The organism is Candidatus Nitrosopelagicus brevis (assembly GCF_000812185.1).
GTDB classification, from domain to species: Archaea; Thermoproteota; Nitrososphaeria; order Nitrososphaerales; family Nitrosopumilaceae; genus Nitrosopelagicus; species Nitrosopelagicus brevis.
Genome location: NZ_CP007026.1, coordinates 539,127 through 552,459, shown reverse-complemented (window position 1 = coordinate 552,459; position 13,333 = coordinate 539,127). Strand labels below are relative to the sequence as shown.

At 34.2% G+C, this 13,333-nt stretch carries 20 protein-coding genes; 9 read left to right on the top strand and 11 right to left on the bottom strand.

The features are described 5' to 3' along the window. Positions 1-2: 2 nt before the first annotated feature. The 4 genes from T478_RS03285 to T478_RS03270 form a co-directional block, all read right to left on the bottom strand. Positions 3-275 (bottom strand): DUF5615 family PIN-like protein, encoded by a 273-nt coding sequence (locus T478_RS03285; protein ID WP_048105196.1) that lies wholly within the window; start codon positions 273-275, stop codon positions 3-5. After that, positions 272-649, bottom strand: a complete 378-nt coding sequence (locus T478_RS03280) for a DUF6659 family protein (protein ID WP_048105193.1) — start codon at positions 647-649, stop codon at positions 272-274. The genes T478_RS03285 and T478_RS03280 overlap by 4 nt, the downstream gene beginning before the upstream one ends. Before the next feature lie 66 nt (positions 650-715). Next, positions 716-1,087, bottom strand: a complete 372-nt coding sequence (locus tag T478_RS03275; RefSeq protein WP_048105190.1) for a hypothetical protein — start codon at positions 1,085-1,087, stop codon at positions 716-718. Continuing rightward, positions 1,071-1,652 (bottom strand): hypothetical protein, encoded by a 582-nt coding sequence (locus tag T478_RS03270; RefSeq protein WP_048105188.1) that lies wholly within the window; start codon positions 1,650-1,652, stop codon positions 1,071-1,073. The genes T478_RS03275 and T478_RS03270 overlap by 17 nt, the downstream gene beginning before the upstream one ends. 154 nt (positions 1,653-1,806) lie before the next feature. Here T478_RS03270 and T478_RS03265 point away from each other — a divergent pair, with 154 nt between their 5' ends. The 4 genes from T478_RS03265 (at position 1,807) to T478_RS03250 (ending at position 4,697) form a co-directional block, all read left to right on the top strand. Beyond that, complete coding sequence (locus T478_RS03265) at positions 1,807-1,995, top strand: hypothetical protein (RefSeq protein ID WP_048105186.1); 189 nt, start codon at positions 1,807-1,809, stop codon at positions 1,993-1,995. A gap of 18 nt (positions 1,996-2,013) precedes the next feature. Next, positions 2,014-2,373: a hypothetical protein gene (locus T478_RS03260; protein WP_146150867.1), complete on the top strand. Its 360-nt coding sequence runs from the start codon at positions 2,014-2,016 to the stop codon at positions 2,371-2,373. Between the two features lie 2 nt (positions 2,374-2,375). Beyond that, complete coding sequence (locus T478_RS03255) at positions 2,376-3,845, top strand: NmrA family NAD(P)-binding protein (RefSeq protein WP_238573658.1); 1,470 nt, start codon at positions 2,376-2,378, stop codon at positions 3,843-3,845. Between the two features lie 303 nt (positions 3,846-4,148). Then, positions 4,149-4,697 (top strand): MEDS domain-containing protein, encoded by a 549-nt coding sequence (locus T478_RS03250; protein WP_048105181.1) that lies wholly within the window; start codon positions 4,149-4,151, stop codon positions 4,695-4,697. Here the strand turns inward: T478_RS03250 and T478_RS03245 are convergent. After that, positions 4,684-4,956: a winged helix-turn-helix domain-containing protein gene (locus T478_RS03245; protein WP_048105179.1), complete on the bottom strand. Its 273-nt coding sequence runs from the start codon at positions 4,954-4,956 to the stop codon at positions 4,684-4,686. The genes T478_RS03250 and T478_RS03245 overlap by 14 nt on opposite strands. Positions 4,957-5,107: 151 nt before the next feature. On the opposite strand from T478_RS03245, the gene T478_RS03240 reads away from it, so the two are divergent. The 3 genes from T478_RS03240 to T478_RS03230 are packed head-to-tail and all read left to right on the top strand — an operon-like array spanning position 5,108 to position 6,842. Further along, positions 5,108-5,959, top strand: coding sequence for a cobalamin B12-binding domain-containing protein (locus tag T478_RS03240; protein ID WP_048105177.1), 852 nt, complete (start codon positions 5,108-5,110; stop codon positions 5,957-5,959). 58 nt (positions 5,960-6,017) lie between these two features. Continuing rightward, positions 6,018-6,602, top strand: coding sequence for a hypothetical protein (locus T478_RS03235; RefSeq protein ID WP_048105175.1), 585 nt, complete (start codon positions 6,018-6,020; stop codon positions 6,600-6,602). A 6-nt stretch (positions 6,603-6,608) separates the two neighbouring features. Next, the gene (locus T478_RS03230; RefSeq protein WP_048105173.1) at positions 6,609-6,842 is read left to right on the top strand and encodes a hypothetical protein; all 234 of its coding nucleotides are present in this window, start codon (positions 6,609-6,611) and stop codon (positions 6,840-6,842) included. Here the strand turns inward: T478_RS03230 and T478_RS03225 are convergent. Together T478_RS03225 and T478_RS03220 are read right to left on the bottom strand one after the other, a co-directional pair. Next, positions 6,839-7,066: a tetratricopeptide repeat protein gene (locus T478_RS03225; RefSeq protein WP_048105171.1), complete on the bottom strand. Its 228-nt coding sequence runs from the start codon at positions 7,064-7,066 to the stop codon at positions 6,839-6,841. The two genes, T478_RS03230 and T478_RS03225, sit on opposite strands and share 4 nt — an antisense overlap. 7 nt (positions 7,067-7,073) lie before the next feature. Then, entirely contained in the window at positions 7,074-8,390 is a 1,317-nt protein-coding gene (locus T478_RS03220) for a hypothetical protein (protein ID WP_048105166.1), read from the bottom strand. A 97-nt stretch (positions 8,391-8,487) separates the two neighbouring features. Here T478_RS03220 and T478_RS03215 point away from each other — a divergent pair, with 97 nt between their 5' ends. Together T478_RS03215 and T478_RS03210 are read left to right on the top strand one after the other, a co-directional pair. Continuing rightward, the gene (locus T478_RS03215) at positions 8,488-9,537 is read left to right on the top strand and encodes an ABC transporter permease (protein ID WP_048106870.1); all 1,050 of its coding nucleotides are present in this window, start codon (positions 8,488-8,490) and stop codon (positions 9,535-9,537) included. Next, on the top strand, positions 9,534-10,895 hold the full coding sequence (locus tag T478_RS03210) for an ABC transporter permease (RefSeq protein WP_048105163.1): 1,362 nt from the start codon (positions 9,534-9,536) through the stop codon (positions 10,893-10,895). Before T478_RS03215 ends, T478_RS03210 begins: the two co-directional genes overlap by 4 nt. A gap of 1 nt (position 10,896) precedes the next feature. On the opposite strand, the gene T478_RS03205 is transcribed toward T478_RS03210, so the two are convergent. The 4 genes from T478_RS03205 to T478_RS03190 are packed head-to-tail and all read right to left on the bottom strand — an operon-like array spanning position 10,897 to position 13,324. Then, the gene (locus T478_RS03205; protein WP_048105162.1) at positions 10,897-11,232 is read right to left on the bottom strand and encodes a hypothetical protein; all 336 of its coding nucleotides are present in this window, start codon (positions 11,230-11,232) and stop codon (positions 10,897-10,899) included. A 9-nt stretch (positions 11,233-11,241) separates the two neighbouring features. After that, complete coding sequence (locus tag T478_RS03200; RefSeq protein ID WP_048105159.1) at positions 11,242-11,574, bottom strand: hypothetical protein; 333 nt, start codon at positions 11,572-11,574, stop codon at positions 11,242-11,244. A gap of 56 nt (positions 11,575-11,630) precedes the next feature. Continuing rightward, complete coding sequence (locus T478_RS03195) at positions 11,631-12,029, bottom strand: Mov34/MPN/PAD-1 family protein (protein ID WP_048105158.1); 399 nt, start codon at positions 12,027-12,029, stop codon at positions 11,631-11,633. Next, positions 12,026-13,324 (bottom strand): hypothetical protein, encoded by a 1,299-nt coding sequence (locus T478_RS03190; protein WP_048105156.1) that lies wholly within the window; start codon positions 13,322-13,324, stop codon positions 12,026-12,028. Before T478_RS03190 ends, T478_RS03195 begins: the two co-directional genes overlap by 4 nt. Positions 13,325-13,333: the final 9 nt, after the last annotated feature.

The window sequence follows — 13,333 nt, the reverse complement described above, 5'->3', positions numbered from 1 at the left end:
AATTAGAAATTTTTTAGTTTCTCAGTTACAATTTTGAAGATTTCATTATTGTCTAATAAAATACAAGGTAAACCATTTTCCTCGCACGCCTGACCACTTTCAGTATCACGAGTTATGAGAATCATATCATTTTCCTTCGCATAATTGATGACTGAATAATCAGTATGGAGTTTTTTGCCTTCAGTTCGGAGTTTTTTAACGCTGTATGCATCATATCCTAGCTGGATTAGACGTTCATCCATTCCATCATCCATCTCATCAACTAAAATTTTCATTTTAAATTAACAGTGAGTTTTTTGATTTGAGAGATGATCTTGGTTTTATCAGTAATGGATATTTCAGGCTCAACAGTGATAAACAAAGACTTTGTTTTTGCATACATTACAATTTGAGAGATATTCTCACGCTCGACATTTACAAATCGGACCTTACCTAAAGATTTGTCAAACTCTTCTCGCATCTTTCTACGGGCAGTTACATCTTGGCAGAACTTTTCTTCATTTTTTGTTTTAAGTAAAGATGGAACTTCATCTCTCATTTCAGATTTTAGTATTTTTCCATTTTTGTGGATGATTGCAATAAAACGGATTTTTTTGTTTAGTTTACCAATTTTCTTAATTAGAGGATCAAACTCATTTTTTGCAACCATGGGATTTTGGCAAAAATGATCAAATATAACGGTACTTGAATTTTGAAAATAAATAGAAAAAAGGGATTAATAAAAGGCAGCGTTTGCTGTACCAGATATTTTTTCCACAGTTTTGTGATCTGCGATTTCAGCAATAGTGTCGACGTTCATCATTCCGGTGACAACGAGAATATTCTTGTCCCATCTGTGAACTGCAGCCTGAACATGGTACTTTTCAGTAATCTCATATTTTGGCAATTCGACATCTGTGCCTTTGTTGAAGATTATCTCCAGGTGAACGTGTGGTCTCATATCTGGGAACTTTCTTTCCAAAGCCATCACATTGAGTAATAGATTTGAGTCGGTCTTTGGGAATAGTTGTGAAACTTGACCCATGAAGGTATTGTACATACCTTCAAGTTTTAGACCTCTTTCGTTGTTGTTACCAGAATCCGCCAATCCTTTTCACTCCTTTGTAGTCTTCATGCATTATGCAACCTCCAACGAATCCTGCGATTGCTCCATAGATTATGTGGAGAATCAAAGCATTGATGTAAATTTTGTCGCTTTCATACAACAGGGTTGCTAATGCCTTTTGTTGTTCCAAGTCAAATTTTGATACGTCGGTAATAATTAATTCTACCTCCATCATTGGAGTCATTACGAACATGTGAATCGGTAAAAATGCTAATGTGAAAACAATTAGCCCAGTCCAAACACCAGTGATTATTGCTTTTGGAACTGTTACCAATCTAAAGAATCTCCAAATGTTTGAAGCCAAAAAGTACATGGCCCCAATCAATGCTGCAACTCCCATGTGAGCTATAAAGCCCACTGCAATTGCTGAAGTTTCATCCACGCCCATTGTAACACCGATGGTTTTGTAGAATGTTCCTGCCGGAATATCTAACATTTGATCGATTGCAAAGAATGATGAAAATAATGCGAAGCCACCCATTAGGCCTGCCCCGATTCCACCTTTCATCAATGCGATCTTACTTGGAAGTGATTGTGTAGTGCTCATTAAACAGATTTTCCATTTATAGTATAAAACAGTTATGCACTAGGGTGCTTCTAGTGCCAATATTTACCACTATTTGTAATATGGTGATAACATTTAGGCACTAGACTCACCTTTGGTCACTAGCGTTTTATACTATGACGTAATTAGGATTTGTATGACAGAAGAACAAGAATGGGCAAGTCTCCTGGCAGAAGTTTTTGATAAACTAACTGCAAAGCATGCAGCCATTTCATACAAGTTCGACAAATTAGAACTTAGTGGAATGGTTGACCGCAATGGCAAGAAAGTTTCAACAGGAACAGTTGTACTAACAGGTGGCTTGACTATCACAACAAAAACCTAATCAGGAATGGATACGAAAATGAAAAGCGACCTTCCTGCCAATTTTTTACTTTACCTCCGTAGCGGAGACTTAACCATCAGTGATGGAGATGGTACCGCTATAGAATTTTCCTCAAAAGGAGATATTAGAAGATTAAACATCAAGCACCTTCCTACAAAAATTCCTGGAAAAATGAGCCTATTGAAACAATTAACTGAGGCCAAACATATAGGAAAAGTTCTAAAAAAAGAGAATGTGACACTTGAGATATTACATAAAAATAAACTAGTTCTTAAAATGGGTAAAAATGCCAAACCAAAATTATCATCTCTGGTAACTCTGAGCAAAGATATTGAGATTGTAGATCTTAAAGAACTTCGTAAACTAGACAAGGAGTAAAAATGAGTCAGAAAGCAAGTTCAAGTAATTTAGAGAAAATGGCAGCATTAAAAGAAAGTGCCAAAATCAATGATTATTCAATTCTAGTTACAGGCGCCACAGGATTCATTGGAAAAAAACTAACAGAGAGATTATCCAAAACAGGGTACAAAGTTACCGCGATGTCAAGAACACTACATCAAAATTCAGATAATGTAAAATTTGTAGCAGCAGATGCGTTAGAGTTGGACACATTATCTAATGCATTCAAGGGAGTAGAAACTGCATTTTACCTTCTACACTCTATGGAAGGTTCCAAAAAAGAATGGGAACAATTTGCAGATAGAGAAAAAGTTCAAGCACAAAATTTTCTAAAAGCTGCTGAAAACGCAGGAGTAAAAAGAATAATCTATCTTGGAGGATTGGTAAACGAAAGTTTAGAATTATCAAAACACATGAGAAGTAGGCACGAAGTTGGCAAAATTTTAGCATCAGGAACCATTCCAGTTACAGAATTGAGAGCATCAGTAATTGTGGGTGCAGAGGGTGGTTCATACGCAATGCTCCGATATCTTGTTGAAAGATTACCACTAATGGTTTGCCCAAGATGGGTAAAATCTACAACGCAGCCAATTGCAGTCGAAAATGTTGTAGATTATCTAGTGGGTGCTATGAAAAATCCATCAACTGCCGGAAAAATATTTGAGATTGGTGGACCTGATAAAATGACATACGAACAAATGATGAGACTGTATTCATCAATAATTAATAGAAATTTGAATATCATACAAATTCCATTTTTAACGCCAAGATTATCATCATACTGGATTGATTTGGTAACTCCGGTAAAGGCATCACTTGCAAGGCCACTAGTAGACAGTTTAGTTCACGACTCATACGTAAAAGACAAATCAGTAGAAGAATTTGTTCCAGTAAATCTCAAACATATGACTGAAGCAATCAAAGAGGCAAGAGAAGAACAAGTAGCTTTCAAACCAATTGAAAAAACACCTGAAGAAAAAACATCTTACAAGGTTAATCAAAAATTACTTTTGATTTCACTTTGTGCCATGGCAATAATTGGTTCCACATACTACTGGATGGATGATAGAACAGATGTATGGGAAATATCATGGTTATTTGGATCATTCATTTGGTATGTTGCAATTATTTTTGCAATTTTATTTGTAAGACAAAAAGCAAGGCTAGGCTATCTTATTGGAGGATTGCTATCATGGGTAACTTTGGCATTTTGGTTATTTGACAATTTTTACGTTGTATTCCAAATGTCAGTAATAGGTGCAGAACCAAGTATCGATGTGACATTAAGGAATTTCATAGGAGCTGGAATTGCCGGATTGGCAATATTTTCATCCCACAATGTATTTCACAAAGTCAGAGTTTACCAGGCAAGAGGAGAATCAGTCAAGGAATCTGCTGGTGCAGAAGTACCAAGCGGTGCTAGACCAGTTTACAATACAGATTACTCATAAATAATCAAATTTTTATTTTTAAAAAAATAGAAAAATTAAGAAAAGAAGTTTTGGCCAGATTCAGTTTCACCCATGGCGCTTTGAAGGATTTTTTGGACCTGGAGATGTTTTGAGAGGCATTCTCTGCTTTCAAAATTTGAGTGGTCGAACACCGATTTGTTGCAGAAAACACAATCGACTTTTGGATCTTTTAACATATTTGTTACCTAAACTAAGAAAAGCAAATTTTGCATATAACCAGTAGGAACCAAGAAACTCACCTAGGTGAGGGTTCTCTATATACTCTAAAAACCATCAATTAAGATGAGCTCGCAATCTGAGGACTTTCTTGAAAGTTTAGAGCGCACACATGTAGTGCTTTTTCACGATGGAAATGAAGAAAAAAAGCAAACAGAATATGGATTTATTAAAAAAGGACTAGACAAGGGTCAACACTGCTTCTATACAACACAAAATCGTCAAAAAATCCTAGATGAAATGAAGCAATTTGGAATTGAAGATGGAGAGAGTAATGAGCTTTTACACATAGTAGAGATTCCTGAAAAATTTGAAGATTATTCAGATATGATTTTAGACAAAGTGGAAGGATTACCTGAAGAAGCTAAAATTAGAGTTGTTTCAACACACTACTTTGATTTTGATTCTGAAGAAAAGACAGATAGAATGGCAGAAATTGAACAATGTGTTGATGATGGTTTTGAAAAAATTAATGGTAACTTTGTTTGTTCGTTTGAGGTCAAACAGATTAACGAAGAACTAAGAGATAGATTTTTGAATCAATTACTAGAATCTCACAAAGCTATAATATTTCAGACAAAAGAGAAAGGTACTGAATTATTTACTCTTCCGTAATCGTTTTACTAATTTCAGATATTAGATCGTTAATTTTTGAATAATCCGTATGAAATTTTTTTCCTTTATCGGTAACACCGATTGAGCCATTTCTTGCTATGATTTCACGTTTTTGCATTTCTTCCAGATATTTCATTAATTTATCATAGGAGGTATTACATTTGAACTGAATTCGTGTTGGCGAGATATCTTCTTCTTGGATTATTGCTGAAATTATATCAAAATACAATTGAATTCTTGTTCTTTTTTCGCGAGCCAACTAGTACAAACGGTAACAGTGTGTCTTTTAAGTTTCGTCATAGTGGTAATCTTTAAAATCCATAATATTCAGAATTTTTTGTGTTTTTAGGCACGAAATGTACTAGTTAGCACTAGATATACTTATTAGGCACTATTCAGTAATACGGCTAATGGTATATCTTCGAAAAAAGAAGGTAAAAGGAGTCGATTATCTATATTTAGTAAAAAGTACGTGGGATAAAGAAAGAAAGACATCCAGACAGGAAACCATCAAATATCTAGGTGAATCTACATCTGTGACCAGAGATGATATCCCTGCAGAATTTAGAGAGGATGCAAAAATTAACTCATTTTTACTACAAAATACACCAAAGGACAGAGAAAAACGTGAAAAATTAATTGAGCAATTAAGAACCAAATTATTTTCATCACTTACAGAAGGAAGTCTAAAAGATACAATGGAGATTTACACAGCATTTGTCTCAAGCAATACACTAGACCAGTTCTATGAAAGAATTATGACACCAGTTATGGCCGAAATTGGATATTTGTGGTCAGAAGGTAAGCTATCAATTGCAACAGAACACGTTGCCAGCAACATTGCTCATAGTCTTGTTAAGGTAATTGCAGATGAAAATAGAAAATCAAAGAAGGATAAAGGAAAAATTGTACTAACCACTCCAGTTGGAGAGGATCACAATTTAGGTTGTAACGTACTAGATTCATTTTTAGTCTCAAAGGGATTTACAACATTTAATCTATCACCATCAACCCCTGCAGAATCACTAATTGAATTTATAAAAACTGCAAAACCAGATGCTCTAATTGTATCAATAACGTTAGAGGACAATATCAGATCTGGTCAAAGAATGGTTAAAAAAATTCATGAAGCATATAAGAAACTTCCAATTTTCATAGGAGGTCTGGCATTTACGGAGAAAACGAATTTTAAATTTGATGGAAAACTCATCACTGATGCTCATGCCCTGGAACAAATTCCTCGAATTATAAAAAAGAAATAATTACCACTATAATACCTAGTTTCCACTAGCTTAAATATTCTATATGTTAACGTTAAACATGGGTTTAACGAACGACAGTTTGATTGATACAGTCTTTGAAAAGTTCCCAGAGAAAAAAGAAATTGCCGAACAGGGCGACGAAATTTTTGTGAACTGGAACTTTCAGGACTTTCAAGACGGTGGATATCTAAACTTCAAAGCAGACCGTTCAGATCTTTTTGCACTAAGCATAATGATTGAGAACTATGCATCAAAACACACATCCCCATTACTAGCGTCATTTGAGACTGACAAAAGGTACGAGTTTGTCAAGGACAGATATCTGAAATTGATGAAGAAACTCCCAAGAACGTGGGTAATTGGAAACTTCAATAATCCACACTTGGCTCAAGAGATGCCAGATAGTTGTGTGGTTATCAGCTGTGTTGGAACACCGCTTGCTTCAGTATGGGCAGTTGTAACACGTGGTCCAGATGGACCAATCGGTTTAATAGCAGAAGAGTTTGGAATTGGAAAATTCAGAGGATTCTTCTCAACTCAACCAGATGTGGTTCAGGCAGCAGTTGATGCAATGGGCGAAGTACTCGTAACGCAATTCGACTTTAACAAAAAAGAATATGAGTTTGTAAAAGGCGGATATTAGTGTAGAATGACTGAAAAATCTTCTTCTTTTTTTCCAAAAAATGTTTTTGGGGCATTTGGCATATTGTTTTTTATTAGCGGGGCAATAATACCATTACAAAATTTAGTAATCTGGGGACCGGAATTTGTTGCAAGATATTTTATATCATCAGACATAACTGCAGAAAAATTATCTCTAGTTGTAATTGGAATTGGATTTATCATGATAATTTATGGTAAGAAAAAACAAAATCAGATTTAAGAAGAAGCACGATCCCTAGGGTCCAATTCAAGAGATTTGTTATAACAGTAAGATGCCTCATCGTATCTACCTAGACTCCTTAATGCAATACCCTTGTTATTCCATAAATCAGGATCGTCAGGTTTTAGAAGTAATGCTTGTTCAAAAAAGCTCAAAGCATCTTCAAAATTACCATCTTCAAGATTTTTAACACCATTTTGAATTAATGTCTCTAGTTCGTTCACTAGACATCTATAGAGTTACTCTGAAATAATCCCATCGTTCAGGATTAAACTTTTTCACAAAAACAACATTTTTGTCATTTTCTTTTCTTTCATCAATCACATCACGCATTGCAAAACTAGTCATGAATTTGTAACCTTTTGATTGCACCTGCATCATGAATAACTGTCTTAACTCTCTGCCTCCATGAAAACCCCAATAGCCGTTTTTTATTGCGACAGGCTCAAGAAAGACGGTATTATTTTTCCCGCGATTTCGATCTTCAAACTCTAGATCAAAATTATATTTTTCTAATGGACCACCTTTTGCAAATCCAATAATTTGTCCGTTAGAATCTCCAATACGAAGCATGTTAAGAATTGTTTCAGGATCACGTATTGATTCAATGAAATCATCACGGGTAAATTGCAGTGGTTTTGGTAATTCCCGATAAATTGATAAAAGTTCATCCAAAACATCGTCAGAAAGTGTACTTTTCTGTATGCATGGAACTAATGGCAGACCATCATAAACAAATTGATTGTAAATTTGAATTTCTTCTTGACGAAGTTTCATAAATCCAACGATGTTATCTAAGAAATTTTTCCTCATATGTTTTGGAAGTCCGTTTAAAACTCGTTGACACATATCAGGTTCATTATTTAGCATATCTTCAAAAAAGACAACCGAACGCCTGACAATAAAGGCAGGATGCCAACTTGATGAATGTGCATTCATCTTTGCCATCTCCATTGCCTTTTGGAAATCACCTAGAGAATAACCACCAATTCGGTCAGAAATGGATAGAAAATGTCCAAGTTCTCTAAAGTGTTTTTGTGTTTCATTATCATCTTTTATTTCAGAGTTTGAAAAGTAATTTTGGATTAATTTTTCTGTGTTAGTGATTATATCTCCAGCCCAAGGATAGACGGTTCTAGATATTATTGCACAGATTAGATTTTGATCCAGGTTTGCATCAGCAAGGAGTTTTTGTATGGTTGCATCTTTGGAGATAAACTGTATGACATTTTTTTCATGAGGTTTGTCTATCGATTTATCAGGATCAAAATCATGCAAAAGTGCAGATGCAAAAAGATAATTCAAATCAGTTTTAGAGATATAATTTTCTTCAAGAGAATGTTTTCCAGCAACCAAAGTGACGTAAGTGACTTCAAGTTCATGATCAACATTATGGTATCCATAATAATCACTGAACAATCCATTGCTTTTGAATAACTGTATTGTGTAATCTAATAATTTTACATTTTCATCAGTTGCAAGTTCGACAGAAGAAAGTAGGTCAAATATTGCATTTCTTAGTGAAGGAGGATTTGCAAATTCTTGCATGTGTTAGACGACAGAATTGGGTTTTTAAGTTATTTGGCAAATGTACCAAAAATCTCAGATCTATTATAAAGTAAATAATGATAATTCGTGTATGGGCTTGAAACGGTATTTGGTCACAAGAGGACTTACTATGTTTGGAGTTTTAATGATAACACTATTGCTTACAATTTCTCTTGTTGGCTCAAATATGGACACAATTCTAAAACAGGGAGTCATCTATCAGGTAAGAGCTGAGATTACAGAAAATACAACCATAGCACAAGGATTCAACAATCCTGAAGAATTTGAAAAGTTTGTCCAACAAAAAATTGATGAACGGATTGAAACATTAGGTCTTGATACGCCATGGTATTCTCCACAAAGACTTGGGTATACAATGTATAAAATTTTGATTTTAGATTTTGGTAATGCAACATTCCTAACAAGTGATTCAGGATCATCAAATGTAGGCGAAATTATTTTTGAAAAAATGCCAAAAACAATTTTGTTGTTTACTACAGCCACAATAATCATATCAATTATAGGAATTGTTTTGGGTGCGGCGTCAAGTAACAAAATTGGTTCTAAAACTGACAGAATTACTTCTACATTTGCAGTAATTAGTAGTAGTTTTCCAGTTTGGTGGATTGGTATGTTGATGATATTTGTATTTGCATTTGTCTACCAGATTTTTCCTGCAAGAGCTACACCAAGTATAGAGCCAGATGACCCAGGGTATATTCTGGCATTATTGTATCACATGGCATTACCAGTGATAACAATTGTTTTAATTGGATTTGGAGCATGGGCATACCTTGTTAGAAATTTCATGGTAGGGATTATGCAAGAAGATTTCATATCTGCAAAAAAAACCATCGGGATTAGTAGAAAAAAAATAGTTTACAGTCATGCATTGAGAAATGCTGCACCACCAATTGTAACCATACTTGCACTTAGTTTATCAGGTTCGTTAGGAGGTGCGATAATTACAGAAGCTGTGTTTGATTGGCCAGGAATGGGAAGGTTGTATTTTGAGGCCATCAGTGTGATGGATTTGCCTGTAATCATTGGTTCAACATACATTTTGACGGTATTATTTTTGGTTAGCATATTTATCGCAGATTTATTGTATGGATATTTTGATCCACGGGTGAGGACATCAAGTTGAGTAGCGTTTCGACACAAGAAATTAAAGCGGAATTTCTAAAAAGCAAATTGGGCTTAACAGGAATTTTTATTCTATCAGGATTAATTTTAGTTTCAATAATAACCATCTCAGTGATTCCAGCATCAACATTTCAAGAATGGAACAATCCTGAAAAATGGATTTTATACCCAAAAACATCAGTGCCAAGCTGGGTGAATTTTTTATCCACAGATAAGATTCCAGAACATAAAATCTTAGAGCCGGAGATTTTTCAATCACAAGATAACGGAATTTTTCTTACTTCGCAACAATTTGGAGTATTCTTTGACTATGATGATTTTCCAAGTGATTTCATCATAGAAATGAAGACGAAATATTCAGATTCACACTTAGTTCAAATCAAAGTCATTCGTCCAGATGGAATTATCTTAGAATTATTATCTACGTCATTACCGTATTCAAATTCAGATACAATTCACAATCAGAGATATTTTTCAACAGACAGCATGATTAAAAAAAATCTTAACATGTACAAAAATGATTTTCAATTTGACTTTTTATCAGGTACAACAGAAATAATATTTTCAGAATTAAATAAAAATGAAATACAAAAAGGAAATTACATTTTTGTTATTGATACGTATGGGACAAAAGAACCAATCGAGGTGTTAGATTCAAAATTGATCCTAGGAGGTAAAGCTTATGGACTGATGGGTACAGATGAACTTCGTAGAGATTTAGCAATTGGGTTACTTTGGGGCACACCTTTAGCATTATTCATTGGAATTTCAGTGTCAATTGGCTCAGTTGTAGTAGGATTAGTTTATGGGGTTTATTCTGGATACCGAGGTAAGAAAACAGACGAGGTGATGATGCGATTCAATGATGTCATTTATGCACTACCTGCATTGCCATTTTTAATAATTCTAGCAGTCACCATTAGTAATAGTATATTTTTGATGATAGGTTTTCTTATGATTTTTAGCTGGGTTGGTATTGCAAAAGTTTCACGAAGTATGTCACTACAGATCAAAACTAGACAATATATCGAAGCGGCAAAAATAATGGGTCAAAAAGATTCAAAAATAATTTTTAGGCATATTCTACCTCAATTACTACCATACGCATTTGCAAGTATTGCTATCTCAGTGCCAGCAGCAATCACTACAGAAGCAGGATTAAGTTTTCTCGGATTAGGAGACCCTTCATTTCCAACATGGGGACAGATTTTACATGATGCAAATACTTACGGAGCAGCAGCACAAGGATTTTGGTGGTGGATTGTTCCTCCAGGAATTTTAATAGCAATTACAGGATTAGCGTTTGTGTTTATTGGAAATGCATTAGATGCAATTGTTAATCCAAAATTGAAACGTTAGATTATTCAGTAAGACTAAACTTTCGAATTAGAGCAATTGATGAATCATTTAATTTAATCGTATAAGTTGCAGCGTTTGGATTTGAATTTTTCTCTTCAGCTAATAATTCAGTAAATTTTGTTTTTTCTTCTTCAACTGCACCAGCTTCATGAGCACACAAGTTGAATGCTTTGAGTTGTAGATTATTCTTTAACAAATACGAAATAAATTTTTTGTAACTTTCGGTATTATTCCATTCAATATTTTTTTCCTCACAAGCAGAAATCCAGACGTCGACAGAGTTATGGAAAAAAACTTTTTTTCTAATAACATCTAAGGCAAGTTCGGTTTGAGACATTTTAAAATCCTAAAATATTGCACGTTTCATAGTGGAGCCACAACGTGGACATTCTCTAGCATTGTAAACTTTGTGACATACTAGGCATTCATACTTTATTCCAGGTTTATCGCTATTTTGACCAAATAAACCTCCGCCAAAACCACCAGAAGAACCAGAACCGCCTCCGCCAAAACCACCACGCATTCGACTCATCATTCGTCTACGTAATAACAATGGAAATGCGATGAATAGAGCTAGTGCTGCACCCAGTCCATATGGGAATGGTAGAATCATTTGTAATCCAATACTTACAGCAAGAGAAGCAAATAAGAAAATCAAATATGATTTGTAGTTAATCATGATAAGAAATTTATCCCAATTTCAAATATAAGGCTTATTGAGTAATTAGCAATTAATTATTCATCAAGTATTGGAATTGGATTTCCAGAGCTATCCCATGCAAAAATGTCTTCATCTTCATAAGGGGCTTTTACAATTACGGAAACTAATCCAAAAAAATTATGTAAATCCTCAGATGATGGTTCTGCAGTTCCCGCGGGATGAGAGTGAACCATTCCAATATAATCAGAATCAAACGGAAGTTGATTTGCAGGAAATCCTGCAAATGTAGGGGCAGCTTCCTGAAAAGGTGGAACCACTAAGCCTTCAACAAACATTTTGCCTTTTTTTGAATGACCCTTTAGAATTAAGATCATTTCGTCAGGATGGTTAATTTTACAGTATGAAACAATTCCATCACGGGTGTCATTAAGAAAAACAAGACTGCGTTCCAGTTTTTTTGTTTTAAAGATCATTGATCATCTAATGAAATTGTATATGATGTGGCGGTAACATCTTTGAGATTTGTTTCAATTTCATGTAAAATTGTAGGTAAAGCATGAGTGAGTTCAAGAGTTTCCTCTTCAAATACCTTCAATTTTGATGAAATGTCAGAGACATCAGATTCCTCATGTTTTAAGTTCTTTTCAGCAGTTTGAAGAGATTTGGAATCAAAGTTTTCAAGCTTTGAGGTAAATTCATGTTTTTTTGTTTCAAATTTTTCTTTTGTGGAGATTAGTGTAGGAATTATATTTTTAATTTCAACTATACTATCTTTTGATTTTGAGATATCTTTTACAGAAACAGAACCAGAATCAATACCAGTAGTTATAGAATCAAGTATATTTTTAATTCCAGGAATGTTTGCAGTGTCCAACACATCATAAGGAGAAGATGCTAATGTTGCAGTTAGATCCTTTAATTCTTTATCATGAGAGGAGATATGAACGAATTTTCCAAGAGGTCTCGAAATTTTGGTAAACTCATCATTGACATGATGACGAATTTTTACTTCTTCAGAATCACATTCAGATAATTGAGATTTTACATCGGTATATTCCTTGTAATTAGGAGAGTTTTCGATATCTTTTATTTCATTTTCAAATTTTGTAATATTGTCATTCTTCTCAGCAAGAGATGATTTTAATTCGTTAACACGTAACTCACGTTTAGATAATTTTTCTAATGTTTTTTCTCTAGAAGATAATAATTCGTTAATGGTTTGAACAGAATTTTCAGTGATATTGAAAATATCAATTAGTTCATCCACCTCTTTTAGATCATCAGAAAGTTCTTTTAGATCGTTTGTGAGTTTTTTAGAATATTTCGGTGCAAAATGGTGAATGACTTTAGAATGTTTTCCAAGCATATCGCCCACTTTGTTTATTCCAGCGGTAGATGCTTTTTTGAATCGCATGACATCATCGGCGTTATTAATATCAGGAAAAGGAGTTCCAAATTCTTTTTTTATTGCTGAAATAACCTCTTTTTTTCCACGATTAACCATTATCTGAAAATGAGGATCAAGTTTGTCAGGATCTAATTCGTCTTCAGATAATTCATTTGCAATTTTTAGTATGACTTCTCTTTGAGGATCAATTCTATTTCTATGAGATTTTATTTCAGATGCCAAAGTGCCTTTTCTAAGGATAACAATATCATTCAAAATTTTTGGAATTTCATCTAAATTGATATTTTGAGGAGAAGAGTTTACAGGTTCTGCTGGTTCTTCATACTCTACTTTCTTTTTTTTGCCCCAACCAAAAACCATAATCAGAAG